Origin of the sequence: Nocardia sp. XZ_19_369 (assembly GCF_015355715.1) — a bacterium.
Lineage (GTDB): Bacteria > Actinomycetota > Actinomycetes > Mycobacteriales > Mycobacteriaceae > Nocardia.
This window is the reverse complement of record NZ_JACVED010000001.1, coordinates 927328-953557: the sequence shown is the minus strand read 5'-3', so window position 1 is coordinate 953557 and position 26230 is coordinate 927328. Positions and strand designations below refer to the sequence as shown.

The window sequence follows — 26230 nt, the reverse complement described above, 5'->3', positions numbered from 1 at the left end:
CCGGTTGACCGGATCGGCGGGACCTCGACGGTGTTTCGGCCGAGCTCAGATCATCGCCACCGGCTCGAGCTGGCCGGCGATATAGCGGGCCCGGCACTCACCGCGGCGCAGCTTCCCGCTGGTCGTCTTGGGTATGCGTCCTGGCTCGACCAGCATCACCGCACCGGGTATCACCTCGTGCGCGGCCGCGACCTCGGCGCGGATCCGGCGGGCCAGCGCCGAGAGTTCGGCGGGCTCGATGGCCTCGACGGCGGTCAGCTCGGCGACGATCACCAGATCCTCGCGGCGCCCGTCGTCGTGTCCGAACGCCGTCACATGGCCGGGCCGGATCGCGGCGGCGCAGCTCTCGACCGTCGCCTCGATGTCGACCGGAAAGTGATTGCGGCCGTCGACCACGATGACATCCTTGCGGCGTCCCGCGATGTAGAGCTGGCCGTCGAACCAGAAGCCGAGGTCCCCGGTGCGCAGCCAGCGGGCGTCGCTGCCGCGCAGGGTGGCATGGAAGGTCTCGGCGGTGGCGTCGGGTCTGCCGTGGTAGCCGTCGCACACATTGGCGCCGGCGACCCAGATCTCGCCCACTCGGCCGACGGGCAGCTCGACGCAGGACACCGGGTGCACGATGCGCACGTCCTGACCGATCGGGGCGCCGCAGCCGACCAGCGGCGCACCGCCGAGCGGTGGCGGCTCGGCGGCGTGCGGCACTGCCCGGCCCTCGGCGAGCGCGGCGCGGTCGAAATGCTGTGCCACCGGCGGTTTTCGCCAGTCACCGATGGTCACGGTCAGCGTCGCCTCGGCTAAGCCGAAGCCGGGCGTGTGTGCCTGATGCCGGAAGCCGTACTCGGCGAACGTCGCGGTGAATTCCGTGAGGGCCTCGGCCCGGATGGGTTCGGAGCCGTTGAGTAGCATGTCGAGGCAGGACAGGTCGAGCCCGGCCCGCTCCTCCGGCGTGGTCGCCGAAACCGCAAGGGCCAAGCCGAAATTCGGTACACCGGTGATCCCCGCGCGGTAGTCGCTGACGGCACGCAGCCACCGGATCGGGCGCTTCACGAATTCCGAGGGGGACATCGTCACACCGAGCACGCCGCAATAGAGCGGCAGTGCCATGCCGAGGATGAGACCCATGTCGTGGAAGAACGGCAGCCAGGTCAGGATGGGTTTGTCCGGCGAGGGTTCCAGCGCCTCGCAGAGTTGGTCCAGTGCCGTCGTCATGTTCGCGTGGGTGACCCGCACGCCGGCCGGCGACTGGGTGGAGCCCGAGGTGTATTGCAGGTAGGCGAGTTCGGTGCGGATCGGATCGATGACCGGTTGGGCCGAATCTACCGGCGGCGCAGTGACATCCGACGGGAGTTCGAGCACCTGGCCGAGCATGGGACCCAGTACGGACGAACTGGTCGAGTCACCGTGCGAGAGCAGGGCGAGCGTGGGCCGCGCATCGGCGAGTACCGCGAGCAGCCGCTCTTTGTTGCGGGTACCGGCCGCCGGAAACAGCGGCACGGCAATGCGATTGCTGTACAAGCAGGCGAGAAACGCGACGGCATAGTCGAGTCCGTGCGCGCAGAGAATGGCGACCCGGTCGCCCGGTGCGCTGCCGTCCCGGATGCGTTCGGCGAGTTCGCCTGCGGCGGCATGCAAGCGGGCATAGGTGATCTCGACAGGCAGCCGCTCGTGTATCCGGTAGCGCAGCTCGATGCAGGCCACCGTGTCCGGCCGGGACGCGGCCCACTCGGCGATCCGTGCGGCGAGGCTGTTGCAGGCGGTCATGGGGCCTCGCCGAGGTGTGCGTCGACCAGCAGGCCGAGGGTGTCGGGTGGATGGCGTTCGGCCGTGTGAGTGTGCTCGGACGAATCAGCCATGGGTGCGAGCAGATTCGACAGCCGCATCGCCATGGGTGAGGTGTCGGCGGACGGGGTGTAGTCGACGGCCAACAGGTATGCCCCGGTGAACCGCAGTGCCCGGGACAGCAACGCGGCCGCGCTGCGGGGGTCGAAGGCTGCCGTGCCCGCCTGCCGCGGCGGTACTGCCGAACCTGTCGCCCACGCACCCCAGCCGATGCTGAGCACGCCCCGTCCGGGGTGCGCCAGTGCGAGCGAATCCATCGCGGCGTTGGCAGCGGCTTCGGCGGAATGGCCTGGTCCGCCGAGTGCACCGGTGGCCGCGGAGAACAGCAGAATGAAGTCGGTCGGGTCGGCCGAGGTGAGTCCGATCAGATTGCCTGCCGCGGTCAGCTTGGGCGAAAACAATTCGGCCAGTTGCCCCGGGGTGGTCGCGTCGAAGGTTGCTTCGGTCGCTGTGCCTGCGGCGTGCACGACACCGCGGATGGTGGAGCCGCATTCCCGAATGTCGTTGAGCGCGTTGGCGAGATCGCGTCGATCCGCGGCGTCACAGCGGACGATGACGATCCGGTCCTCCAGCCCGTCCAGCAGTGGGGGCACCGGACGGGGCGCGCGGGTGAGCACCACCACGTCGCGTGCCCCGGCATCGAGCAGCCAGCGCACCGCGACCGCGCCGACCGCACCCAGACCGCCGGTGACCACGTAGGTGCCGGTGGCGTCGACGGTGGCGGCGGGGGTAGGATGAAGCTGTGCGGGGATGAAGCGCCGGATCGCGAAAGCGCCCGCCCTGATACGTATCTCGTCGAGAAGCCGGTTCGAATCGCTCAGTCCCTGAGCAACGAGTCGACTCAACGGTGCGACGTTCCTGGGATCCGTGTCGATCCAGATCAGGCGCACCGGAAGGTCGGATTCGAGCTGCAAGGATCGAACCAGACCGGCGATGGCCTGCGGGGCAGCCAAGGCATCGGTATCGGTGCTCAGCAGCCCGGACGCGGTGGTTCGTTGGACGGGTTCCGGCAGCACAACCGTCAGGGACCCGGTGCCGTCGTCGGCATGCACGCGTTGCAGCAGATCGAGTACCCGGCAGGTGGTCGCGGTGGCACTCCGGCCGGGACCGATGGGATCGGATAGCGTGGCCGCCGAGGCTGTTTCGGCTGGCCAGACGACGACAACGGCAGTGTGCGCGCTACCGGTACCCGACATCGGCAAGGCGGTGATGAGGGGACTCGCGGCGTCGGGTTCGCGAGCGATCCGCTCGGTGGGCAGGGTGGTCGCGAGTGCGTCGGACAACCGGATAGCCAGTTCCGAATCACCGATTACCAAGGTGCGCAGAGTATTCGGGTGTCCGGCAGCGGAACTCGTTATGTCGAAGTGGTCGCGCGACTCCCACACCTCCTGTCGGAAAGGTGCCCGCAGCTCGCTACCTTGCGGGTGCCCGGAAAAGGCTGCAGGAGTGATGGACTGCGCAAACCCGATACGCACGCCGGACATCGCCAGACACGGCACACCGTGCTGGTCGGTGCCGATGACATCGCCGCTGAATCCGGTGTCGGTGCGCTCGCGGAGCAAGGCGTGCGCCTCGAGTACGACCCGATCCGGTTCGGCCGACAGCCACACGGAGTCGATCCCGATCGACAGCGGGCTCGCCCCCGTGGGCAGCTCATCGAAGGCAATCGCACCGAGCAAGTGCAGGCAGCCACTCAACGTTGCGGCACTACGCGTTTCAGCGGCGTCGAACACGCCGATCGCCCGGTCGGGACCCGTCGCGATGCCGCGCAGCACGCGGAAACGCGGGCCGTACTCCAGCCGTAGCTCGCGCAGCGCAGCGTAGAAGGCGGCCGGTGCGATGACCCGCATGCGGTGTCGCCCAGCCCGGTTGGCATCCACCACTCGCATCCATGCGACGATATGCGCGGGTGTGGGGTCGCCGCCGGGCCGCGCCGATGCCAGCGCTGCGGCCGCCGTGACCTCCGCCCGTACGCTTCCGTCGTGCCTGCGATAGCGGACCGCGGGCAGTGCCGCGAGATCGAGCCGCTCGTGCAGCACGAAGTCGGTGAGCATCGTCGCGGCAGCGCCGCCGGTGCGGGTCAGCTGCAGCAAACCGAGCAGCCAGAAGGTCGCGGGCACTGTCGGTGCGCCGTTGATCACGTGATCGGCGAGATCATCAGGAGCGGAGGCGGATTCGACAGGCGTCAGTGTTTCCGCGTCGATAGGCAGGGGGACCCGTCGTTTGCGCCACACCCGCCGTGGTGCGGTCCGGAACGGGCCTTGCGCGGACCAGTCGACCGGTCGCCCTTCGAGATGGAGTCGGGCCAGGCAGGTCAGGAAATCACCGGCCTCGTCGGCACGAGTCGCTACCGGGTGGGCGCCGTCATGGAATTCGGGGTACTCCTCGACCGCCGACAGCAACGAGGGATGTGGCGCGAGCTCCAGCACCGTCGAGAGTCCGGCTGCGGCGGCTCGCTCGAGCGCGGCAGCGAGATCGACTGTCCGCGAAGCATTCTCGGCCCAGTACTGACCGTCCAGCACTGCGGTATCGACCAACTCGCCCCGGCGGGTGGTGGAGTACAGGGGAGTGTGCGGTGCCATTGGTGCCAAATCGGCGAGCGATTCGCGGAACTCCGCGGGCACGGTGGCGAGGCGCGGGTACGCGGCGGACTCGTCGGTGATCCGCAGCGCGGACATGTCGCGGCGCTTGGCCCGTCGCACCAGCGTATCGATGTAGCGCGGGACACCGGAGACGACCACCGATCGTGGACCGTTGATCGCCGCGACGGAAACTTGTGCGCGCATCGGCTCCACCAGTTTCACCACCTCGTGCGCCGGCGCCAGCAGCAGGGCGACCGCGTCTCCGTCCACGGATTCGGACAGGAACGCGCTGCGCCGCAGCACGACCCGCGCCGCATCGGGCAGCGATAGTGCACCGCCGACCGCGGCCGCGGCGATCTCGCCGAGACCGTGCCCCACCACCGCGTCCGGCCGAATACCCCACGTCGCGAGCAATTCCGCCATCGCCAGGTGGAACGCGAAAATCGCGGGATGGGCGAATGCGCATGAGCCGTTTTCATTGCTCGTAGAGCCGATGGCGAAGCCATGCCGTGGCGTCCAGACCCGGGGGCCGCCCGCCGTGACTATCGCGTCGGCGACCCTGGTCAACGCGGCACTGAATGCGCTGTGCCGGGCGGCGAGTGCCCGTCCCATGGCGAGATGTTGTTCGCCTGTACCGGCGAACAAGAACAACAGTCCGCCCGGCCTACGAGTCGGGGACGGACCGATCACCCCGGTGCTCGGATCGTCACCTGCCAGCGCGCGCAGCCGCTGCACCGCATCGCCGCGGTCCCCCGCCAGCACGCACGCCCGCATTTGCTCCGGCATCAATCGCGCGGCAGCGGAGGCGATTTCGCGCAACGGCTCGGCATCGGACTCGAGTCGGTCGGCGAGCCGGAGCGCCTGTGCGCTCAGTTCGTCGGCGTCGCGCCCGGTGACGGGGATGAGTACCGGAGGATCGTCGCCGCGGGCCATCGGTGGTGTCTCGATGCGGCGCAGCACCTTGTGCGCGGTGCGGTTGCCGAATGCGCCTACGCCCCAAGCGTGTTCGCCGGGCCGCGCAGCGATCGAGTGGACAGGCACGGTGGATACCTGTGGACTACGCGCACCGACCGTAGCCGTGCTGGCTCCGTCGTGAATAGACAGTGCCGCCTCGATCAGTCCGATCAGGCCTGCGCCGACCGCACGGTACACGTCATCGGATGCCGTCGAGCCATTCCGGATCTGTTCGGTGGGCAGTGAAATACCCTGCGCAACATCGGAACCCGATGTCACACCGAGTTCCGCGTATACCCGATTGCCTTCGCGCACCGCATCATCGGTGCGCTGCATGATCACCACGGCACAGGCGTCACGGCGTGCCTCACCATCCACCGGCTCAGTAAGGCAGTCCGGAGAACGAAATCCGTTCTCCGCGAGGTAGTTCGACGTGGGCAGCGGCAGATCGACCCCGCCCACGACGGCGAACGGCACCGCCTCGTCGACGAGCAGCCGAACCGCCAAGTCGACGGCTACCAACGACGAGCTCACGCTGTCCACCACGAGGCTCGGCCCGTGCAGATCCAGCACGGCGGACAGCCGAGTGGCGACGCCGCTGAGCGCGGTGCCGGCGTGCGGTGTGTCGAATCCGTCCCGGCCCAGCACCGCGCTGTGGTCGTAACCGAAGAGCACCGCGGCTCCCGAACCTCTGGTGCGATAGCCGACACCGGCGTCATCGATGGCCTCGACCGTGACCTCCATGGCCATCCGCTGCCGCGGATCCAGCAGCGCCGCCGCCTGGTCGGGGATGGCGAACCATTCGTGGTCGAACCACGCAGTGTCGTCCGGGTATTCGCCGTCCGCACGCCGGAACTCGCCGCCTTCGGCTCCCGGCAGGCGGCAACCGATCCCGATGATGGATACCCCGCCCCCCGTCATCGCATCGCGAGATACTCGACCAGCCGGTCTATGTCGGGGTAGTCGTAGATCGCGGTGAGCGAAACCTCCACCCCCATCGCGTCCTCGAGGCGTGCCGTCAACCGCGCCAATTGGGTGGAGTTCAGGCCGAGGTCGGTGAACGGCGCGTCGGTGCAGACGGCCGTCGCGTCGACGCCGAGCAGCTCCGCCACGGCCGTGACCGCCGTGGTGGTGAGTGCCGCACGACTTCGTACCATCGAGCTCCGATCCATCCCGAGACGTACTACCCCCGCAACGGCGGCTCGTCTCGACCGCCCAGGTACCCCCCCGCGATTATGCCGAGATATCGCACTGTGGAGAAGAGTCTCTTGCGCGGCATGCGCTGCGAACACCCATCACCTACCGTGGCGAGGTGAGCGAAAACTCCGCGCGCCTGGCCGACGGCCGCCCTGGAACCCTCCGCACGCTGGCCCGCTGTTGCGCCGCGCTGGCCGCGACGCCCGGCAGGCTGCTCCGCCCGCGGCAGCCCGACGAGGCATTTCTGGCGAGCCTGGCGGACACGCCCGCCCCGAAGGCCACCGCGACGGTCCGGTTGACCGCGCTGCCGCAGGCGAAGATGGCCGCGCCTGCCATCATCGTCGCCGAGGGGGTGCGCAGCCTGCGCGAGTTGCCGATGTCGATGGGCGCCTTCCTGATCGAGCATCCGCAGGCCAGGTTCCTCGTAGACCCCGCCATCTGCGCCGATGTGCACGAGCGGGTCCTGCCCGGGCACCCCTTCCCGGTCGGCAAGCTGGTGTCTCCCGACAAGCCGGTCCTCGGACTGAGCAACGCGCTCGCCGCCCGAGATCTCGCACCCACCGACATCGACTTCACCCTGGCCACGCATCTGCACTGGGACCATGTCGCGGGTCTGCTGGAACTACCGGACTCGATCGAACTCAGGGTCCCCGCGGTGGAATACGACTGGGCGATGCGCGGTGCCGAGGCCCCGATCGGCGTCATCCGCGAACCCTTGCGCGGACGAGCCAGCGCCCCGGTGGAACTGGACGGCCCGCCGGTCCTCACCTTCCCCCGCAGCCACGACATATTCGGCGACGGCGCCGTCATCCTCGTAGACCTGGCCGGGCACACCCCCGGCAGCATCGGCGTCCTGCTGGCAGTCGAGGACGGTACCCGAGTCCTGCTGGCCGGCGACGCCGTCTGGAACACCCTGCAAATCACGCTGATCCGCGAAAAGGCTCCTATGCCCGGCAACCTCTTCGACGCCGACCGCGACGCCGCCTTCCGCACCATTCAGCGCCTGCACGCGCTCCCGGCAGACATCGAGGTCATCGCCAGCCACGACTACGACGCGGTCCTGGCCCGGGCCTGAGCTGAACCTCGCGCCGGACGTGGATTCGCCGGGTGTGCCACGAGTGGTCAGTGGCGGCTGGTGAGATCCAGCGCCTGTGCCGCGGTCAGCGAACCCGCGGTGACGAGTTCGAGGTTGGCCAGCGAGGCCTCGTGTGCTGCCACGTTGGCAGCGGCCGTGCAGTCGGCCACCACGTGCACGGTGAAGCCGAGATCGGTGGCGTGCCTTGCGGTTTGCTCCACCGTCAAGTTGGTCGCGACACCCGTGACGAACAGGGTATCGATGCCCTGACCGGTCAGCCACTCCGCCAGTGCGCTGCCCGCCAACCCGGACAGCTTCTGGTTGTCGAAAACCTCGGCCGCCTGCGCCGCCATCTCCGGAATGAGCCGGCTACCCGGCGAATCCGGCCGGAACTCGGTCTGTGCCGCGCCTACCGAGCGCATGAACCCGGTGTTGCGCACCAGTTCCCCCTCTCCTACCGGAATCGTGAACCGGGTGAAGACCACCGGAATCTTGCGCGCGGCGGCGGCGTCGTGAAACTCCACCGCACGAGCGACAACCCCGCTGGCCGCCACCGGCTCCGCGAGCATCGGCCCGAAGAACCCTTCGGGCTTGATGACATTCACCTGCCAGTGCAGGCCGAGTACGGCCGCGCGGATACGAGGGTTCGCCATCCCACGACCATACTCAGCCTGCCCGGAATCAGGATGAATAATCTTTGCGCAGTTGGCCTTTCACGACCTTGCCGCTGGCATTGCGCGGCAGCTCCGGGACCAGCACCAGGTCCTTGGGATGCTTGTAGCGCGCCAGGTTCTCATTGAGGAACGCGGTCAGCTCGTCCAGGCCGAGCTCGTCCTCGGCGCTGTTGAGGGCGACGACGGCGACCGGCACCTCGCCCCACTTCTCGTGCGCCCGGCCGATCACCGCGGCCTCACGGATCTTGGGGTGGGCGAAGAGCACGTTCTCCACCTCGGCGCAGTAGATGTTCTCACCGCCGGAGATGATCATGTCCTTCTTGCGGTCCACCACCCAGATGAAGCCCTCCTCGTCCTGGCTGACCAGGTCGCCGGAGTGGAACCAGCCGCCCGCGAACGCCTCCGCCGTCGCCTCGGGCTTGTTCCAGTAGCCCTGCATGAGTGTCGGTCCGCGATAGACGATCTCGCCGACCTCGCCGGGGGCGACATCGTTCATCTCGTCGTCGACGATCCTGGCCTGGATGGTCGGGATGGGCTTGCCGACCGAACCGAGCTTGCGCAGCGCGTCTTTGCCCTCCAGCACGCAGGTGATCGGCGACATCTCGGTCTGACCGAATACCGCCACGTTGAACGCGTTCGGGAAGCACTCGGCCATCGCCTTCAGCACCGTGTCCGATGCGGGTGCGGCACCCCAGCTGAGCGCGGTGAGCGCCAGCTTCCGCTCCTTCACCGTCGGCTCGGCGCAGATGGCCTGCCACTGGGCGGGCACGCAGAACGCACTGGTCGCCTGCTCCTGCTCGATCGCGTCGAGGAATTCGGTCGGGTCGAACGCGCCGAGCGGATGCAGCACGGTCTTCGCGCCGAGCAGGAAACATGGTGCGAGACTGCCGAGTCCGGCGATGTGGAACAGCGGCGAGGTACAGAAGCCGATCGAGCTCTGCTCCGTCGCGAGCGCCCGAATGACGGTCAGCGCTTGGGAATTCATGTTCGCGTACGACAGGATCGCACCCTTGGGGCTGCCGGTGGTGCCCGAGGTGTACATGATCAGCGACGGGGTGTCTTCGGGAATGTCGAGCGGGGTGTGCGGCGTACCGCCCTCGGCGAGCACGTCGTCGAAGCCGAGCACGCCGTCCGCGGTTGTCCCGCCGATCACGAAACATGTTTCCAGCGTGGCGGATTGCGCCTGCACGGCGGTGGCCAGCGGTTGCAGCACGGTGTCGGTGACGATCGCCTTCGCGCCGCTGTCGCTGACGATGTAGGCGACCTCGGGCGGCGTGAGCCGGAAGTTGACCGGGACCGCGATGGCGCCGAGCGCGTTGATGCCGAACACGGCCTCGATGTATTCGGGGTAGTTCAGCGCGAGGATCAGCACCCGATCGCCGAAGCCGACGCCGCGGCGGGCGAGCGCGTCGGCGAACTTCAGCGAACGCTCGTGCAACTGCCGCCAGGTGGTGTCCGCACCTCGGAAGCGCAGCGCGACCGCGTCGGGCCGCATCTGCGCGTGCCCGGCGATCTGGTTGTTCCAGTGGTTGCGCCGCGACCTGAGCGGCTCGTCGAGCGCCTGCGCACCGGTGGTCATGCCACGAACTCCTCTCGGACCGTCACCTGCGTCCGCCGGGGTGGCCGACAACTGTGACGGGCTGAACTGCGAGCAGAATAACAAGTAACTTAGCGCAGCGGCAAGAGACCAAGTAATGAATCGCGGTTAATTCGGCCGATCCATCATTCTATCCGGAAAATGGCCGCTCAGCTGGCAGTTTACCCGAACTTCCGCTCGCCTAAGCGGACGGTCAAAGCCTCAAGCGTGGCATCCAGATGCGAATGCTGGCTCACTTATGGGTTGAACCCGAGTGGATCCTCGTGTCACCATTCAGGTCTTCGGGCGAACTGGCACGCCCGCGCGAGGCAGAGGAGAGCGCAATGCTGCGGACCAGGTTCACCGAGACCTTCGGCGTCGAACACCCGATCGTGCAGGGCGGAATGATGTGGGTCGGCCGCGCCGAGCTCGTCGCGGCCGTCGCGAACGCGGGCGGGCTCGGCTTCATCACCGCACTCACCCAGCCGACACCGGAGGACCTGCGCCGCGAGATCGCCCGCACCAGGGAGCTGACCGACAAGCCGTTCGGCGTGAACGTCACCATCCTGCCGTCGATCAACCCGCCGCCGTACGCCGAGTACGTGCAGGCGATCATCGACAGCGGCGTCAAGATCGTCGAGACGGCGGGCAGCAATCCGGAACCGTTCCTGCCGTACTACAAGGACGCGGGCATCAAGGTGCTGCACAAGTGCACCAGCGTGCGGCACGCGCTGAAGGCGCAGCGGATCGGCGTCGACGGCGTCAGCATCGACGGCTTCGAATGCGCGGGTCACCCCGGCGAGGACGACGTGCCCGGCCTGATCCTGATCCCGGCCGCCGCACGGGTGCTCGACATTCCGATGGTCGCGTCCGGCGGTTTCGCCGACGCCAGCGGACTGGTCGCCGCCCTCGCCCTCGGCGCGGACGGCGTCAACATGGGCACCCGCTTCCTGTGCACGCAGGAGTCCGCGGTGCACCAGAAGGTCAAGGAGCAGATCGTCGCGCACACCGAACGCGACACCCAGCTGATCTTCCGCACCATGCACAACACCGCCCGCGTTGCGGACAACGAGATCAGCCGCAAGGTCGTCGAAATCGAGAAGGCGGGCGGCACTTTCGACGACGTGCGCGACCTGGTCGCCGGCGCCCGCGGCCGCCGCGTCTTCGAAGAGGGCGACCTCGACGCGGGCATCTGGAGCGCCGGTCAGGTGCAGGGCCTCATCCACGACATCCCGACCTGTGCGGAGCTCATCAGCCGCATGGTCAGCGAGGCCGAAGCCTTGATCACCGCCCGGCTCGCCGGCGTGGTCGCCTGAACCCCTGCTCAGCCTGATCGGACCCGGCCGGACAGGCCGGGTCCGATCAGTTGCACCAGGCGCCGGTACGCCTCGGTGGGCGAGAGCGGCGGGTCGGCGTCGGCGATCGCGCCGAGTATCCCGACCACGCCCCAGGACAGGAACGTCACGGTCGCGGCGAACTCGGCCTCGTCCATGTCGAGCTGCTCGGCGAGGCGTTCGGCGAGGATCTCGGCGACCATCTCCCGCGTCGTCCGCAGCAGCAGCGCACCGCTCTTGCGACCGAGCAGGGCTTGGTACACCTCAGGATTCGCCGCGGCCAGCTGGAACAGCGTGTGCACCGGGGCCAGCGGCGTCGCGGCGTCCGCATCTGCGTCGACGCCGGGTGCGGTCACCGCGGCCCGCAGGTAGTCGGTGCTGCTCAGCAACAGCAGGTCGTCCTTGTCGCGGAAGTGCGCGTAGAACGTGGACCGTCCGACATCGGCCCGGTGCAGGATGTCGCGCACCGAGATTCGGTCGTAACCGCGCTCCAGCATGAGTTCGATCAACGCCCGATGCAGCAGGCTTTTGGTCCGCCGTACCCGGCGATCCGTGCTGCCCGTCAGTCTTTTCACTTCCGACGACAATGTGCCTCCCGTACAAATGTCGCGAATCCGTCCCGAATGGAACGGTTTCCGTGGTTTTGCCTCTGGTCGAAGTGGCGGTCCCTCCCGACCATGAACACATGACCAAAAACGCACCCCAGTCTTCCATTCGACAGGGCCACCATGACACCGAAACCGGTGTTCTGCTTACCGAGCCGCGGCGTTACCGCATATTCAAGGCTCTATTTCTACTCGGTCGCGGTAACCGCCTCAACGCCAGGCTGGTCGTACTCAGTGGTGCGGCCCCCGGCGATGCGGTAGCCGATATCGGTTGCGGGCCAGGTGATCTCGTCCGAGCGCTGGCCGCGCGAATCGGCCGCGACGGTAGCGTCGTCGGCATCGATCCGGCCGTGGAAATGATCGAGTTCGCGACCAGGCATTCCCGTGCGGTGCCGAATTGCCGATTCGAACTCGGTGCCGCACAGACGCTGCCGCTGCCCGACGCTTCCTGCGACGTGGTCACCTCGACCTTCGCCATGCACCATATCCCGGAGGCGCACCGCCCGGCGGCCGTCGCGCACATGTTCCGGATACTGCGGCCCGGCGGCACGCTACTGCTGGCCGATACCCATCCGACGGGCCGGGTATTGCCCGCCGTGGTGCGGGTAATGGCACGCGTCGCCGCCCGCCATACGCACGACGAGATCGGCTCGGACCATCACGCGGATCCGTTGGCGGCGGTGGATATTCGCCGCTATCGCGACATGCTGACCACGGCTGGATTCGCCACGGTGACCTTCCACGCCGTGAAACCCGCGACGGGAGTTCTGCTGGCCACCAAGGCGACTCAGCCCTAGATCATGTCCTTCGACGCCAGCCAGCGCATGGTGAACCAGCCGCACAGCACCGGCAGCCAGCAGGTGAGCACGCGGTAGAGCAGCACCGAGGGCACCGCGATGTCCAGCGGCACGTTGAAGGCGCCCAGACCACCGATCAGTGCCGCCTCGACGGCGCCGACGCCGCCGGGCGTCGGCGCCGCCGAGGCCAGCGTGCCGCCGATCATGGTGACGATGGTGACGGTGATGAAAGTGGTGCCGCCGCCGAAGGCTTCCACGCTGGCCCACAGTGCCCCGGCCATGCCGAGGGTGATCGCGGCGCAGCCGAGAATGATCACCGAGAAACGTTTGGGATCGCGCGCCAGTTGGGCGAGCTCGCTGAGCACCTCCTGCAATTGCGGGCGCACCGAATTATTCAGCCAGCGGCGCAATTTCGGCACGAACATGAAGGTGCCGATGATGCCGACGCCGACACCGGCGATCAGATACAGCACCGTGGCATCGGGCACGAAGTGCGAAAGGTCCGCGGAGGTGCCCGCCGCGATGCTGAACACCGCGAGCAGGCACAGGTGCGTGATCACCTGGACCGCCTGCTGTAGCGCCACCGCCGCGGTGGCGCGCACCGTGCCGACGCCACCCTTCTGCAGGAACCGGACGCTGAGGGCGAGGCCACCGACCCTGGCCGGGGTGGTCGTCGCGGCGAAGGTGTTGGCGATCTGCATGATCACCAGGTTCTTCAGGCTCACCGCGCCGGACGCGCAGGCCCAGAGTGCCGCCGCCGCACCGACATAGGTGAGGCTGGAGACGGCGAGCCCGAGCAGTGCCCACCACCAGTTGGCCGTCTTGAGCTGGGTGAAGAACGTCGGCACCGCGCTGATGAACGGGTACGCGACGTAGACGAGCCCGATCAGCAGCACCAGCTGGATGATCTGGTTGCGGGTGAACCGGGTGATCTGTTCGGCCTCGATCTTGTCCTGGCCGGTCTGCTTGCGCACCTCGTCGCGGGCGTCGGCCAGCGCGTCCTTCCAGCCGGGCACCGACTTGCGCAGCCCGGCGGGCATGGCGGACTTGGCGAGTCGGCTCGCCGCGGCGATGACCGGCTCCTTGCCCAGGGATTCGATGGCCGCGCGGACCGCGGGTTCCTTGCCGAAGATCGCGGTGGTGGACACCAGCAGCTGGGCGATATCGGACTGTTGCTGCTTGTCCGAGGCGCCGTATTCGGCGTTGGCGAAGCCGCCGAACAGCGTGGTGCCGTTGTCGATTCGGATCTCGGTCGGGCGCAGGTCGCCGTGTGAGATCTGGCCCTGGTGCAGGGCGCCGAGCGATTTCCAGACCCCGGCCAGCTGGTCGACCGACGCTTCGCTGATCCGGGTGCCCTTGGGCATGGTGTGCGCGTGCAGCATCCAGCCGCGGTCCAGCGCCGCGACGGCGACCGGTGTGCTGCTCGCCAGGCCGAGTTCGCCGACCGCAATGGTCATCAGCGCGCGATGCTCGACGGCGCGGTGCATGGAGCCGTGCATCGCCGCGGTTTCGCTGGCGCGGAAGGTGAGCCAGCGCCAGAGCTGGCGCAGCGCGCCGAAGCTGCGCTGGTTCTTGCCGTACATCTCGACGACGAGTCCGCGTTCGGGCCCGTCGATGGCGGCGGCCAGCACCAGCGGGCCGCGCCCGGCCGGATGCACCACGGTGAATCTGGTGACCGTGTGCCCGCGTTTGGCCAGCACCCGCACCGCCGCGTCGAGCGGCACCTCCAGCGCGGGCGTGCCGACGACCAGCACGATGACCGCGCCGACCAGCCAGCCGACGGCCAGGCCGAACATCGCCCGGGCGGGCACGACGGTGCTGACCACCAGATGGATCGGCGCGAACGCCAGCAGCAGGAACCACAGATACCGCCGGGGGCGGTTGGGCAGCCACGGGCTGGACACCGTGAGCACGGCCGCCAGCATGGCGATCCAGCGCGGATCGTCCAGGAATTGGGAGAGGAAGGTGTCGAGTCGATCCGGCACCTGCAAATGCCATTTCGGCGCCGAGAGACCCGTGCCGGTGATCGAGAGCAGCAGTCCGGCGGTGAGCCCCGCGGCCGCGTAGCCGGCGAGCAGTTTCCACTGCCTGCCGATGATCAATTCGATCAGGATGGCGAACGGCAGCGCCAGAATCGCCATGCCGTAGACGAGATACACCAGATTCGATTGGTCGGGGTTCAAGAATCCGACGATGTTGGATACCGAACGTTCCAGCGCAAGCCATTCCGGCCGGGTGATCACCGAGGCCGCGATGACGATCGCCACCCACGTCGCCGCGAGCACCACGCGAATGATGTCGCTCGTCCGCCGGATCAGCGGTTGTAGGAGGTTGCCCGTTACCGGGATTTCCCGCCCGTCGACTCGCATGAGCTCCTCCGCCTCTCCGCGTCTCTTGCCGGTCGTTCGGTGCGCTCAACGTACCGTCGCGGTCCGGCGGTGCACGGCATGCTGCGTTCTGGGCGTACCCGGCGAGTTTCCCGTGTAGTGACGAAATCAGTTGTTTACGTCCGCCGGGGAGAATACACACCGCCGCGCCGCGGCTGCCTCGCCCGAATCGCCGCCGATCCGTCGGCCTGTGCCGTATCTCACGCCGCGCCGGGATTGAACCTGACATGAGTGTCAGGTTCAAGAATCGACGCATGGACAACGAGCTCTACGACTACAGCCCGATCACCGACCGCTCCCCGATTCGCTGGCCCGACGGCGCTCGCGTCGCTTTCTACGTCGGCCTGAACGTCGAGCACTATCAGGTGGATCGGCCCTCGACGAGCATCTTCCCCGGGACCGCCGGGCTCACCCCCGACCCGTTGAACTACGGCTGGCGTGATTACGGCCCCCGGGTCGGCATCTGGCGGTTGACCGAGATCCTGGACCGGCACCGTATTCGCGCCAGCGTGCTGCTCAATTCCGATGTGGTCGAGCACAATCCGCAGATCATCACGGCGGGCCTGGCCAGGGACTGGGCTTGGCTGGCGCACGGGAAGAACAACTCGATATTCCAGGCCGATATGACGATCGAGCAGGAGCGCGACTACCTCACCGAGGTGGTCGAGACGATCGAGCGGGCGACCGGGCGCAGGCCGCGCGGCTGGATGGGTCCGGCGCTCACCGAGACCTTCCACACCCCGGCGCTGCTGGCCGAGCTCGGCCTGAGCTACGTGCTCGACTGGACCAACGACGACCAGCCGTACCGGCTGAATGTGCCCGGAATGCTCAGCGTTCCGTACACCGTCGAGCTGAACGACAACACCCTGTTCCTCGGCAAGGGGACCAGCGGCCCCGACTTCGTGCAGATCGTGCGGGACCAACTCGATCAGCTCTACGCGGAGTCGGCGGACAGCGGCCGGGTGCTGGCGCTCGCGCTGCACCCCTTCGTCATCGGGCAGGCGTTCCGCGCCAAGTATCTGGATCAGGCGCTGGAGTACGTGGTGAACCATCCCGGCGTGTGGTCGACCACCGCCGACGACATCGCCGCGCACTTCGCGGGCGAGTCACCCCTTGCCGAATCCGCGCGCGCCGAAGACGATCAGGGCAGTTAGGCGTACCTGCGGCCGTACTGGGCCGGGGATCGACTACGTCCGGCTGCTCGCGTTTGGCCGATGTTCAGGAGGCAGGAATGGCTGTGCAGGACCAGGATCTGACAGGGAAGACGGTGGTGGTGACCGGTGCGAGCTCCGGTATCGGCGCCGAGGCGGCGGCGACACTGGCCGCTCGCGGCGCCACCGTCGCGGTGGTCGGCCGGTCACCGGAGCGGACGGCCGAGGTGGCGGCCAAGGCGGGTGCGGAGCCCTTCCTCGCCGACTTCGCCCGGTTCGACGAGGTGCGCAAACTCGCCGACCAGCTGCTCGACCGCTACCCGCGCATCGACGTGCTCGCCAACAACGCGGGCGGTTCCTGGCCGAAGCGGACCGCCACCGACGACGGCAACGAGCTGACCTTCCAGGTCAATCACCTGTCCCCGTTCCTGCTGACCAGCCTGCTGCTGGACCGGCTCGTGCAGTCGCAGGCGCGGGTGATCAACACCGCCAGCATGACCTACCGGATGGCGAAGCTGAACCTGGACACCGTCAACGCGACCACCGGGTCGTTCAACCAGATGGGCGCCTACGCGGCGTCGAAGCTGGCGAACATCGTGTTCACCCGGGAACTGGCGCGCCGCACCGCGGGCACCGGTCTGGTCACCGCCGCGTTCCACCCCGGCGCGGTGGCCACCCACGTGTACGACAACGCGCCGCTCGGCCTCGGCATGCTCATCCGGTCCCCGCTGGCCAAGCCGTTCTTCATCACTCCGAAGAAAGGCTCGGAACCGTTGGTGCAGTTGGTAACCACCGCCGACGACATCAACGGGCACTACTTCCACCGGTTCGAGCTGGAGCCGCCGAGCAACAAGCAGGCGGTGGATCAGCCTCTCGCGCAACAGCTGTGGGAGCTGTCCGAGCGGGTCACCGGCGCGTCCCGGTAGCGGTTACTGCTCGGCCTCGGCGAGCTGGGCGGGCGCACCGTCCGGCCCGCTCGGCTCCGCGCCGACGCCGAACACCCCGCCGGTGAAGCTGCCGCCGTCGAGCTCGACGATCGCCTGCGCGACCTGCTCGGTGGGTACCAACGCGGGAAAAGTGGTGGGCGCGATGGCATTCGCGCGCACCCCGAACTCGGCGAATTCGTCGGCGATATTCCGGGTCAGCTGATTGAGCGCCGCCTTCGACGCGGAGTACAGCGTCTGCCCCGGGTACACCTCCGAGCCGGAGATGCTGGAGATGTTGACGATGTTCCGGTTCGCCGCGCGATTCTCCGCGCCGGTGTGCAGCCAGGTGCGCTGGGCCAGCCGGGCCGCGAACCGCAGCGGCACCGCGACATTCAAGGTGAAGTGCGGATCGAACTGCTCCAGCGAAGCGTCACCGTCGACGATGCCGCGCGGCTGCAACTGGACGTGCGCGGCATTGTTGACCAGCAGGTCGACCTTGCCGTACCGGGCGAGCGCGAGATCGACCACCCGCTCCACCTCACCCGGCACGGTGAGATCGGCGCGGACCACGAAGACTCGCGAATTATTCTCCGGCACCGGCTTTTCCGGCTCCAGCGGGTCGACGAACGACTCCAGCTGCGAGGGCACCGCAGGCGTGCGGGTGCGGCAGACCGCGACGATGTCGTACTCGGTGTAATAGGAGCGGCAGAACACGTTGCCGAGCGTGCCGCCCGCGCCCGTGATCAGGCAGACCCGGCGTTCACCAGTAGACAATCTTGTCCCCTCCCCAGCGGGCCACCGCGTCGTCCTTGGTCCGGTGTACCCACATCACCACGCTGTTGCGGTCCTTGATGTTGCCGCCGGCGAAGGTGTGCCAGGTGCGCGGCGTGACTTCGAACAGGATCAGCGAATTGTCCAGTGGCGGAATCAATGTCAGGTCCGGCAGTTTCTCGCCATCGGAAAGGTTGTTGTAGAGCGCGGTTTCGCCGCCGTCGCCCGGCTGCCAGTCCGGGTTACCGAAGTAGAACAGCACGGCCACCGCGCGGATCGACTCGCGGGCGAGCACCCCGGCTTCGCGCTTGCCGGACTTGGTCTCCACCGACTCGGCAGGCAGCCGCACCTCGTCGGGGCCCGGCGCCTCGCCGGGGAACCAGGCGGGATTGAGATCATTGTGCGGCCACCCGTACGGGGCGCCCGGCCCGTGATGATGCACCGAGCCCTCGACGTCGCCGGTCGCGGTGACGCCGACGATCCCCGCGACCAGGTCGTGCCAGTCCCGGGAGGCGAACACATCGAACGCGGTGCCCCGCAGATTGGCCAGGCTGATGCCGTCGGCGCTGTAGTTCGCCGCCACCTGCCGGAACAGGTCCGGGCTCTCCCGACGCACCTCGGCCAGGTCCGCACTCATCCGCGCGAAGTACTCCGGCACGAACACGTCGCGGGCGTACACATGCGGGAACGGCTCGCTACGCCGGATCCAGCGCCGATGGGCGAACAGATCCGCGAAGCGCTTCGGGCGCGCCTGCGCCTCCAGTACCGACTCGGTTGTCACACCACTCACTCCCTCCCGGTCGAACCACTCGCGATCATATTGCGCGGTGCACGCCCTCGCCGCTGGTGTTCGTTTTGTGCGCGGATGGGCGGTGCGCATCAGTGGGAGTGGTCGGCAGGAGGGAAGGCACGCGGTCCGATTTCCGGCAACCCCTCGTGTTCCGGAATTCGCGACCGTGCCGGTGTGAGACCGTGCCGGTTGTCAGGCCGTGCCGGTCACCACGCGCTCGTGCCGGACTGTTCGACCGGCCGGGCGCCGGAGAAACGTGCCGCGAGGAAGGCGAGGTAGGCGATGAAGCCCACCGACCCGAGCGGCCTGCTCCGCCGGAAGGTGATCGCCAGTCCCAGTACTACTTCGGTGAGCCCGTTGCGATAGGTCCAGCGGCGGGTGGCGCGGGGAAAGGCGCGCGCGGTCAGTGGATCGAAGGCCTGCGGTGCCGTGAAATGTGCCGCGCCGGTACCGGCGAGTCCGAGTCCGAAAGCCCGCGCGCGCAGGCTGTCCGGCGTCCGTGCCGGGAGCACGACCGGATGCGGCGGCGGACTGCCCGCCGCGAGCGCTCGGGTCGACTTGCGGCGCTTACGACGGCCGATGATTTTGCCCATGCTTCTCCTCGGTAGGCGCTGGGTGTGGACGCTCAGCCAGCGGCTGCGGAAGAACTCGGCCGGCTGCCGACGGACTCCCCGCACAGCTGAGGGGTAGTTGTCCGAACCCTAGCACTGTCTGGGACAGCATGTCTCGGTAAGTGTCGCGCCCTGACCGTGGGGACGGCCCGGCTCAGCCGACCGACATTTGGCGATTCGCGGCCTCGGCCCGCTGCTCGCGCACCGCGGCCAAGTCCACCGGCCGGTCCGGGTCGGGATCCTCGACCGGGCCGAGCGCCTCGGCCAGCATCGGCATCCAGCGCAGGATCTCCTCGCGGTACGGCCCCTCGGTCTCCAGCTGGCTCAGCACCCCGACCAGCGTGAGCGCGGCCCGCGCGAACGGCGTGAAGTAGGCGGGCATCGTCATCTCGCGCACCACATTCGACAGCCGCGGATTGGTGGTGCGCAGCACCTGCTTGCGCAGCCACGGCGTCGTCATCCGATAGGTCGCGTGCTTGAACGGCTCACTGCACGGTTCGACGACGGCGTAGAGCGCGTCGCTGTCGAACGCGCGCCCGAAGGTGACGAAGCCGTGCCGCCTGGTCGCCGCTTCCAACTGCTCCGCCCCGCCGCCGGTGAAGAAGGCCTTGCAGTAGTCGATCGCCAGTTCCTCGAAACCCTCGGGCGGCCAGGCACAGCAGGCGCCGAAGTCGACCACGCCGAGCCGCCCGTCGGGCAGTACCCGGAAGTTGCCCGGATGCGGGTCGGCGTAGAGCAGCCCGTGCCGTCCCCAGCCGGAGGTGACGAAACGAACCATGAGCATGCCGACCCGATCGCGCTCGGCCTGCGCACCGCTGGCCACGATCCTGGTGAGCGGGGTGCCCTCGACCCACTCGGTGATCAGCACGTCGCCGCACTGCGCGACCACCTCGGGGATGTAGAAGTCCGGGTCGTCCGCGTAGGCCGCGGCGAAGGCGCGCTGATACTCGGCCTCGGCCGCGTAGTCCAGTTCCTCCCGGACGCAGTCGCAGATCGCCTCGGTGACCGCCTTGACGTCGGCGCCGGGCAGGAAGACGGTGGCCAGATGCGAGATCCGGCGCAGCTGCTCCAGATCGCCCTCCACCGCCTGGCGGCCGCCGGGGTACATCACCTTGACCGCGACCGCCCTGCCGTCGTGCCACACCGCGCGGTGCACTTGGCCGAGCGAGGCCGCGGCGGCTCGTCGGTCGTCGAATTCCTGGAAGCTGTCGCGCCAGTCCGCACCCATGCTGGCCGCGATGGCCGCGTGCACGGTCCGCGGCAGCATGGCGGGTGCCGCGTCCTGCAGCTGGCTCAGCGCGATCCGATACGGCTCGGCGAGCTCCGGCGGCAGCGCCAGCTCGTAAATCGCAAGCAGCTGACCGAGTTTCGCGGCGCAGCCCTTCAACTCGCCGAGCACCTCGAACATGTGCTGGGCGGTGCGCAATTGGATGTCTCGATTGACTTCTTCGGACGATCTGCCGAGGGCGCGTTTACCGACACCCGCTGCCTGCCGACCCGCGAAGGCCAAGGGGAGTGCGGCGAGCTTGGCATTGCGAACAGCGGTGCGAACTGGGGGTTTGCCATCGGACCTGGACGCGAAGAGGCGCGAGCGCTTGCTCGTTGAACCCTCGTCTGAACTGTCGCCGCTGCGCCGGATCGCCATGACTCACCTCACACTGTGCGCCGACCAGTGTTACACACGTGCAGTCTGGCACAGTAGGCCTTAGACTGTCTGGGACGTATTCGAACGTAGTCGAAAGGTGACTTCGATGGGATCCCAGACGGTAGTCGCCGACGTTGCCGATGAGTTGGCACGCCGGGTTGCCGCGGGGGAGTATCAGCCGGGGGATCTCATGCCGTCCGTGCGGCAGGTGGCCGAAGAGTTCGACATGAACCGGGCGACCGCGCAGCTGACGCTGGGACGGCTGGAGACGAACGGATTCGTCGAGGCGCGCCGCGGCAAGGGTTTCACCATCCGCGATGTCCGCGAGGCCGGTGGCGTCGACGTGTATCGGCAGCTGTTCCGATTCTCGATTCCGATGCCCGAGGTCGCGACCGAGATGTTCCGCGACATCATCGATGTCGAGCGCGGCATCGTGATGGAGACGCTGCTCGCCTACACCGGCAGCGAGCAGGCGATCGATCAGGCCGTCCTCAAGGCGGAGATCGACAAGCTGGAAGCCATTGCCCGACAGGACGATCCGGACCTGCGCCAGATCCTGGCCATCGAGGTCGGGCTGGTCCGCAGGCTGCTCACCGCGCTCGGGCTCACCATGCAGCGGGCCATCATGAACTCGGTCGGCGAGATGGTGCTCGAGGTGCCGGAGGCGGTCGAGGCGTTCTTCGCGGGCGCGCCGGACCTGCACGTGCTGGTCTGGCGGGCGCTCGCGGCGGTGTGGGACTCCGGTTCCGGGCCGTCCGACGCGCAGGTCGCGCTGTTCGAGGATCTGTTCGGGATGTACCACGAGCGGGTGATCCTGCGCTTCGACGAGCTGGTCGGCGCGACGCACGGGCACGCCGACGACGGGCACGCGGCGACCGCCTGACGGCGTATTCCCCACCCGCAGTCCCGATCTCCCTTGCTGTTTCGCACGGTCGATGCGACTCGTGTAGCCGTATTGCCCCATTGCCTCACTGTCCCAGACAGAATAGGCTGAAATGGCACGCAACGAAGCGAGGGAACCATGGCAGGCAGCAGGCGTAACGGATTGGCGCGGTCGGCGAAGTTGGCCGGCCTGCCGATGAGCATCATGGCCCGCCGGGTCACCGCGACCGGGCGCGCGATGATGACCGGCGCCTCGCGCGACGAACTCGACGACGAGCTCATCGACAAGGCCGCCGACCAGATGTTTGCTGTGCTCGGCGAACTCAAGGGCGGCGCGATGAAACTCGGCCAGGCCCTGAGCGTGGCCGAGGCCAGCATTCCGCCCCGCTTCGCCGACCGCTACCGCGACGCGCTCACCAAGCTGCAGTCGCAGGCGCCGCCGATGCCGACCAGCTCCGTGCACCGCATGCTCGCCGAACAACTCGGCTCCCGCTGGCGCGAACGCTTCACGGAGTTCGACGACAAGCCGATCGCCGCGGCCAGCATCGGGCAGGTGCACCGCGCCGTCTGGCGCGACGGGCGCACCGTCGCGGTGAAGGTGCAGTACCCGGGCGCCGACACGGCCCTGATGTCGGACCTGAAGATGCTCCAGATGTTCTCCGGCGCTTTCGGTCTCATGATGCCCGGCGCGGACACCAAGGCACTCATCGCGGAGTTCATCGACCGCACCGCCGACGAGCTCGACTACCGGATCGAGGCCGACCATCAACGGCGCTTCGCGAAGGTCTTCGCCGGTGACCCGGCCTTCCAGGTGCCCAGGGTGATCGCCAGTGCGCCGAAAGTGCTTGTCTCGGAATGGATGCAGGCGACTCCGCTGGCCGCGATCATCGCCGACGGCACCAAGGAACAGCGCGATCGGGCGGGACGCTTGCTCGTCGAATTCTCGCTGTCCTCGCCGGTCCGGGCCGGGTACCTGCATTGCGATCCGCACCCGGGCAACTTCCAGCTGCTCGACGACGGGCGCCTCGGAGTCATCGACTTCGGCGCGTCCATCGCACTGCCGGAGGGGATTCCGTCGGTGATCGGCGAGCTGGCGCGCTGTGCGGTGCGCGAAGACTACGAGCAGTTGGCGATCGTGCTGCGCGACAACGGTTTCGTGCGGCCGGGCCACGCGCTGGAGCTCGGCCCGATCGAGCGGCTGGTCGCGCCGATCGTGGCGCAGATCAGTGGCGAGAGCGTGCACATCAGCCGAGAACTGTTGCAGGGGCACACCGCTCGTGCGCTGGACATGAAGAATGTGTCGCTGGCCAACACCAGGGCGGTCAAGGCACCCGCCGAGATTCCGGAGCTGGCCATGCTCGGCCGGGTCTTCGCCGGCGTCGTCGGGGTGTGCGCCCAGCTCGACGCGGAAGGACCGTTCGTCGAGCTGGTCGCGCGCTGGCTGCCCGGTTTCGGCGAAGACGGCGCTGCGGCCTGATCGCTCAGAGGCGACTGGCGAGCCCGCGCAGACTCCACCGCGCGAACGGCCGGGCCAGCGGGGCGAAGATCCGATACGGCAGCAGCCAGCCGAGGCGTGGCTGTGCGGCCAGCGTCCAGGTGAGGGTGGCCGCGCCGGAATCCGTTGGGCTGAGCACGTATTCCTCGGCGATCGACTTGACGGCGAACGGCACCGAGGAGGTGGTCGCGGTCAGCGCGAGCCGGTGCCCCTCCTCCCTGGCGACGACCTGTTCGGCACCGGCGACCAGAAATCCGTCGAAGACGCGGGTGGCGCCGACGCCGCGGTCCTGGTCGGGGTAGCGCATACCGTTGATCAGCGGCAGCCAGGAGAAGAACCCGTTGGTGTCGAGGGCGGCCCAGACACGCTCCGGTGACGCGTCGAAAGTGTGCGCGGCGGTGACCACGAAGCCCGCTTTGCTCGCCACGAAACGCTCGAGTTTATCGGCGCGCACCGGCGTGAGCGAGCTGCCGCCACCGGCGAGTGTGGTCTTGGCCGAGCGTCGCAACCCGATCAGCACGGCCACTCCGGCGAGACCGAGGACGAACAAGATGGCGGCGGCAATGATCCAGGGCGTCATGGGGATACTCCTCGTGCTGCTACTGCGGTGATCGACGGTGCGGCCGTCGATGCTTGCGAAGCCTACACTGTCTGGGACAGTCGAATGAAGTGGTAGCTGACGCGGCGGCGTACCGTTTTCGGCATGACCGTGCCATTCGAGCCGTTGCCCGCGATCCCGCTGGACTCCTGGCGGCCGACCAAGGAGACCCTGCACCGCTTCGCCCAGATCGTCGGCAAGGTGGCGCTGGCCAAGGGCGTCCGGCGCAACCACTGGTGGCACATGACCTACCGGCTCACCGCGCGCGGCTGGACCACCGTCCCCCTCGGCTCCGCCCGCAACGGACCGGTCTTCACCTGCGCATTCGACTTCTTCGATCACGTGCTGCGCATCGCCACCGATCAGGGCACCCAGGTCGAGATCGATCTCGTCGACCAGTCGGTGGCCACCTTCTACGGCGCTGTGCGCAACGGCCTGCGCGACCTCGACGTGGATGTCGTACTGGCGCACCCGCATCCGTTCGACCTACCGGACGCACACCGGCCGTTCGAGGACGACGACGAACACGGTGACTACGATCCGGACAAGGCGCGCCACGCTTTTCAGGTGCAGAGTCAGGTCGGTCGGGTGCTCGAGGAGTTCAGCGCGACCTTCTCCGGCAAGATCAGCCCGGTCCAATTGTTCTGGCACACCTTCGATATCGCGGTGCAGCGGTTCTCGCCGCGACACATCGAACTGCCCGACACGGTGGATTCGGTGACCCGCGAGGCGTACTCGCGCGAGGTGATCAGCTCCGGCTTCTGGTTCGGCGACGACAAGGTGCCGGAGCCGACGTTCTACTCGTACACCGCACCGGAACCCGCCGGACTGGCCGACCGTGCGCTGTCCCCCGCGGGTGCCCACTGGATCACCGCGGGCGCGGGCCACTCGGCGTACTACCCGTACGACGCCGCCCGCCGGACCGCCGACCCGGTCGGTGCCGCGCTCGAGTTCTTCCAGTCCGTCTACGCGAACGGGGCCGAGCTGGCCGGGTGGGATACCGACCAGCTGGCCTGCGCGGGCGGCATCACCGACCCGGTGCTGCGCGAAAAAGGCTGGCTGGAGTGACTACAGCCCGCCGTTGAGCTTGTTGAGCCGGTCGCAGGATTCGACGTATTCCTGGATCAGCCGATTCACCACGTCGGCGGAGCGCTCGACCTTGGTCATCATGCCGACCACCTGGCCGACCGGATTGAAGTTCACGTCCTTGGCCGCCTCCGGGTAGCGGTGCCCGCGCTTGACGCCGTCCAGCGCCACCATCATCTGCAGCGGCATGGGCAGCGGGTCGGGGGTGTCGGCCTGCTCCCAGGCGTCGGTCCAGTCGTTGCGCAGCATGCGGCACGGCTTGCCGGTCCACGAGCGCGAACGCACGGTGTCGTGGCTGGACGCGTCGATGTAGGTCTGCATCTGCGCGGGCGGCACATTGGCCTCCTCGACGGTCAGCCACAGCGAACCGGTCCACGCGCCCGCCGCGCCCATCGCCATGGCGGCGGCGACCTGGCGGCCGTTGCCGATGCCGCCCGCCGCGAGCACCGGCAGGTCGCCGACGGCGTCGATCACCTGCGGCCACAGCACCAGCGAGGAGATCTCACCGCAGTGCCCGCCGCCCTCGGTGCCCTGGCAGACGACGAAGTCCAGGCCCGCGTTCTTGTGATTGAGCGCGTGTTTCACCGAGCCGCACAGCGCGCCGATGAGCCGGCCGGAGTCCTGCACCTGCTTGATCACGTCGTCGGGCGGGGTGCCCAGCGCGTTGGCGACCAGCTTGGCCTTCGGATGCCGCAGGATCACCTCCACCTGCGGGGCCGCGGTGGTCGCGGTCCAGCCGAGCAGCTGGTTGTGCCGCTCGCCGTCGGGCAGCGCGGGCACACCGTGGTCGGCCAGGATCTTCTCGGCGAAATCCCGGTGGCCGTTCGGAACAAGTTCCGCCAGTTTGGATTCCAGCTCTTCCGGGGTCAGGCCGTCGATGCCCTGGCCCTCGTACTTGCTCGGAATCACCAGGTCGACGCCGTACACGCCGTGCACGTGCTCGTCGAGCCAGGCCAGCTCGACCTCGAGCTCCTCGGCGGTGAAGCCGACCGCACCGAGCACGCCGAGCCCGCCGGCATTGCTGACCGCGGCCGCCACGTCGCGGCAGTGGGTGAACGCGAAGATGGGGAATTCGATCCCGAGCCGTTCGCAGATTTCGGTACGCATGGCGTGCTGGTCTCCCTCACTGCTCCGCCGCCGCGAACGACGAGCTGCAGCTTGTCCTAGAACGAGTTACATAGTTGTCCGCGGTGCTCGTCAGCTCACGCTCGAACCCAGACGCGTCGAATCGGCCGCGAGCCGCAGAGATCGCCAT

General features: G+C 68.1%; 21 protein-coding genes. 8 read left to right on the top strand and 13 right to left on the bottom strand.

The genetic code is table 11. From position 1 onward, the window contains the following. Positions 1-45 precede the first annotated feature (45 nt). From IBX18_RS04440 to IBX18_RS04430, 3 genes are read right to left on the bottom strand one after another with little or no spacing between them, the layout of a single operon-like run. Positions 46-1761: a fatty acyl-AMP ligase gene (locus IBX18_RS04440; protein WP_194832424.1), complete on the bottom strand. Its 1716-nt coding sequence runs from the start codon at positions 1759-1761 to the stop codon at positions 46-48. Beyond that, on the bottom strand, positions 1758-6296 hold the full coding sequence (locus tag IBX18_RS04435) for an acyltransferase domain-containing protein (protein ID WP_194832423.1): 4539 nt from the start codon (positions 6294-6296) through the stop codon (positions 1758-1760). The genes IBX18_RS04440 and IBX18_RS04435 overlap by 4 nt, the downstream gene beginning before the upstream one ends. After that, on the bottom strand, positions 6293-6532 hold the full coding sequence (locus IBX18_RS04430) for an acyl carrier protein (RefSeq protein ID WP_194832422.1): 240 nt from the start codon (positions 6530-6532) through the stop codon (positions 6293-6295). Before IBX18_RS04430 ends, IBX18_RS04435 begins: the two co-directional genes overlap by 4 nt. A gap of 155 nt (positions 6533-6687) precedes the next feature. Here IBX18_RS04430 and IBX18_RS04425 point away from each other — a divergent pair, with 155 nt between their 5' ends. Further along, entirely contained in the window at positions 6688-7647 is a 960-nt protein-coding gene (locus tag IBX18_RS04425) for an MBL fold metallo-hydrolase (protein WP_306796122.1), read from the top strand. A 47-nt stretch (positions 7648-7694) separates the two neighbouring features. On the opposite strand, the gene IBX18_RS04420 is transcribed toward IBX18_RS04425, so the two are convergent. Further along, complete coding sequence (locus IBX18_RS04420; protein ID WP_194832421.1) at positions 7695-8300, bottom strand: cysteine hydrolase; 606 nt, start codon at positions 8298-8300, stop codon at positions 7695-7697. 28 nt (positions 8301-8328) lie between these two features. Then, the gene (gene fadD5 / locus IBX18_RS04415; RefSeq protein WP_194832420.1) at positions 8329-9900 is read right to left on the bottom strand and encodes a fatty-acid--CoA ligase FadD5; all 1572 of its coding nucleotides are present in this window, start codon (positions 9898-9900) and stop codon (positions 8329-8331) included. A gap of 341 nt (positions 9901-10241) precedes the next feature. On the opposite strand from fadD5, the gene IBX18_RS04410 reads away from it, so the two are divergent. Further along, entirely contained in the window at positions 10242-11213 is a 972-nt protein-coding gene (locus IBX18_RS04410) for a nitronate monooxygenase family protein (RefSeq protein WP_107653421.1), read from the top strand. An 8-nt stretch (positions 11214-11221) separates the two neighbouring features. Here IBX18_RS04410 and IBX18_RS04405 read toward each other — a convergent pair whose 3' ends face one another. After that, a complete protein-coding gene (locus IBX18_RS04405; protein ID WP_306796120.1) occupies positions 11222-11806 on the bottom strand; it encodes a TetR/AcrR family transcriptional regulator in 585 nt (194 codons plus the stop codon). 110 nt (positions 11807-11916) lie between these two features. Between IBX18_RS04405 and IBX18_RS04400 the strand changes: the two genes are divergently transcribed. Beyond that, the gene (locus IBX18_RS04400; RefSeq protein WP_194832419.1) at positions 11917-12633 is read left to right on the top strand and encodes a class I SAM-dependent methyltransferase; all 717 of its coding nucleotides are present in this window, start codon (positions 11917-11919) and stop codon (positions 12631-12633) included. Here the strand turns inward: IBX18_RS04400 and IBX18_RS04395 are convergent. Next, positions 12630-15002, bottom strand: coding sequence for a lysylphosphatidylglycerol synthase transmembrane domain-containing protein (locus IBX18_RS04395; RefSeq protein ID WP_194832418.1), 2373 nt, complete (start codon positions 15000-15002; stop codon positions 12630-12632). The genes IBX18_RS04400 and IBX18_RS04395 overlap by 4 nt on opposite strands. A gap of 245 nt (positions 15003-15247) precedes the next feature. On the opposite strand from IBX18_RS04395, the gene IBX18_RS04390 reads away from it, so the two are divergent. Both IBX18_RS04390 and IBX18_RS04385 read left to right on the top strand, forming a co-directional pair. Continuing rightward, entirely contained in the window at positions 15248-16174 is a 927-nt protein-coding gene (locus IBX18_RS04390; RefSeq protein ID WP_228540295.1) for a polysaccharide deacetylase family protein, read from the top strand. Positions 16175-16251: 77 nt separating this feature from the next. Next, positions 16252-17097 carry an SDR family NAD(P)-dependent oxidoreductase gene (locus IBX18_RS04385; protein ID WP_228540294.1) on the top strand — a complete coding sequence of 282 codons (846 nt, stop codon included), beginning with the start codon at positions 16252-16254 and terminating at the stop codon, positions 17095-17097. Positions 17098-17100: 3 nt separating this feature from the next. On the opposite strand, the gene IBX18_RS04380 is transcribed toward IBX18_RS04385, so the two are convergent. The 4 genes from IBX18_RS04380 to IBX18_RS04365 form a co-directional block, all read right to left on the bottom strand. Further along, entirely contained in the window at positions 17101-17871 is a 771-nt protein-coding gene (locus IBX18_RS04380) for an SDR family NAD(P)-dependent oxidoreductase (protein ID WP_228540293.1), read from the bottom strand. Then, positions 17858-18649 carry a 2OG-Fe(II) oxygenase family protein gene (locus IBX18_RS04375; RefSeq protein ID WP_306796117.1) on the bottom strand — a complete coding sequence of 264 codons (792 nt, stop codon included), beginning with the start codon at positions 18647-18649 and terminating at the stop codon, positions 17858-17860. Before IBX18_RS04375 ends, IBX18_RS04380 begins: the two co-directional genes overlap by 14 nt. Positions 18650-18864: 215 nt before the next feature. Further along, positions 18865-19251 (bottom strand): hypothetical protein, encoded by a 387-nt coding sequence (locus tag IBX18_RS04370; protein WP_194832415.1) that lies wholly within the window; start codon positions 19249-19251, stop codon positions 18865-18867. Positions 19252-19423: 172 nt separating this feature from the next. Then, the gene (locus IBX18_RS04365; RefSeq protein ID WP_194832414.1) at positions 19424-20914 is read right to left on the bottom strand and encodes an AarF/ABC1/UbiB kinase family protein; all 1491 of its coding nucleotides are present in this window, start codon (positions 20912-20914) and stop codon (positions 19424-19426) included. Positions 20915-21020: 106 nt separating this feature from the next. On the opposite strand from IBX18_RS04365, the gene IBX18_RS04360 reads away from it, so the two are divergent. Together IBX18_RS04360 and IBX18_RS04355 are read left to right on the top strand one after the other, a co-directional pair. Then, positions 21021-21797, top strand: coding sequence for a GntR family transcriptional regulator (locus IBX18_RS04360; protein WP_194832413.1), 777 nt, complete (start codon positions 21021-21023; stop codon positions 21795-21797). Between the two features lie 138 nt (positions 21798-21935). Continuing rightward, the gene (locus tag IBX18_RS04355; protein ID WP_194832412.1) at positions 21936-23273 is read left to right on the top strand and encodes an AarF/ABC1/UbiB kinase family protein; all 1338 of its coding nucleotides are present in this window, start codon (positions 21936-21938) and stop codon (positions 23271-23273) included. Between the two features lie 4 nt (positions 23274-23277). Here the strand turns inward: IBX18_RS04355 and IBX18_RS04350 are convergent, their stop codons facing one another. Beyond that, positions 23278-23871: an SRPBCC family protein gene (locus IBX18_RS04350; protein ID WP_194832411.1), complete on the bottom strand. Its 594-nt coding sequence runs from the start codon at positions 23869-23871 to the stop codon at positions 23278-23280. A gap of 123 nt (positions 23872-23994) precedes the next feature. On the opposite strand from IBX18_RS04350, the gene IBX18_RS04345 reads away from it, so the two are divergent. Then, positions 23995-24957: a DUF5996 family protein gene (locus IBX18_RS04345; RefSeq protein ID WP_194832410.1), complete on the top strand. Its 963-nt coding sequence runs from the start codon at positions 23995-23997 to the stop codon at positions 24955-24957. Here the strand turns inward: IBX18_RS04345 and IBX18_RS04340 are convergent, their stop codons facing one another. After that, positions 24958-26082 carry a nitronate monooxygenase family protein gene (locus IBX18_RS04340; RefSeq protein ID WP_107653411.1) on the bottom strand — a complete coding sequence of 375 codons (1125 nt, stop codon included), beginning with the start codon at positions 26080-26082 and terminating at the stop codon, positions 24958-24960. It lies immediately after the preceding gene. Positions 26083-26230 lie beyond the last annotated feature (148 nt).

Coding starts and splice junctions, on each gene's coding strand:
- IBX18_RS04430 (WP_194832422.1), bottom strand. CDS start 6,532: ATGGTACGAAGTCGTGCGGCACTCACCACCACGGCGGTCACGGCCGTG.
- IBX18_RS04370 (WP_194832415.1), bottom strand. CDS start 19,251: ATGGGCAAAATCATCGGCCGTCGTAAGCGCCGCAAGTCGACCCGAGCG.
- IBX18_RS04340 (WP_107653411.1), bottom strand. CDS start 26,082: ATGCGTACCGAAATCTGCGAACGGCTCGGGATCGAATTCCCCATCTTC.
- IBX18_RS04440 (WP_194832424.1), bottom strand. CDS start 1,761: ATGACCGCCTGCAACAGCCTCGCCGCACGGATCGCCGAGTGGGCCGCG.
- IBX18_RS04435 (WP_194832423.1), bottom strand. CDS start 6,296: ATGACGGGGGGCGGGGTATCCATCATCGGGATCGGTTGCCGCCTGCCG.
- IBX18_RS04365 (WP_194832414.1), bottom strand. CDS start 20,914: ATGGCGATCCGGCGCAGCGGCGACAGTTCAGACGAGGGTTCAACGAGC.
- IBX18_RS04360 (WP_194832413.1), top strand. CDS start 21,021: ATGGGATCCCAGACGGTAGTCGCCGACGTTGCCGATGAGTTGGCACGC.
- IBX18_RS04395 (WP_194832418.1), bottom strand. CDS start 15,002: ATGCGAGTCGACGGGCGGGAAATCCCGGTAACGGGCAACCTCCTACAA.
- IBX18_RS04400 (WP_194832419.1), top strand. CDS start 11,917: ATGACCAAAAACGCACCCCAGTCTTCCATTCGACAGGGCCACCATGAC.
- IBX18_RS04385 (WP_228540294.1), top strand. CDS start 16,252: ATGGCTGTGCAGGACCAGGATCTGACAGGGAAGACGGTGGTGGTGACC.
- IBX18_RS04420 (WP_194832421.1), bottom strand. CDS start 8,300: ATGGCGAACCCTCGTATCCGCGCGGCCGTACTCGGCCTGCACTGGCAG.
- fadD5 (WP_194832420.1), bottom strand. CDS start 9,900: ATGACCACCGGTGCGCAGGCGCTCGACGAGCCGCTCAGGTCGCGGCGC.
- IBX18_RS04410 (WP_107653421.1), top strand. CDS start 10,242: ATGCTGCGGACCAGGTTCACCGAGACCTTCGGCGTCGAACACCCGATC.
- IBX18_RS04350 (WP_194832411.1), bottom strand. CDS start 23,871: ATGACGCCCTGGATCATTGCCGCCGCCATCTTGTTCGTCCTCGGTCTC.
- IBX18_RS04355 (WP_194832412.1), top strand. CDS start 21,936: ATGGCAGGCAGCAGGCGTAACGGATTGGCGCGGTCGGCGAAGTTGGCC.
- IBX18_RS04345 (WP_194832410.1), top strand. CDS start 23,995: ATGACCGTGCCATTCGAGCCGTTGCCCGCGATCCCGCTGGACTCCTGG.
- IBX18_RS04390 (WP_228540295.1), top strand. CDS start 15,248: ATGAGTGTCAGGTTCAAGAATCGACGCATGGACAACGAGCTCTACGAC.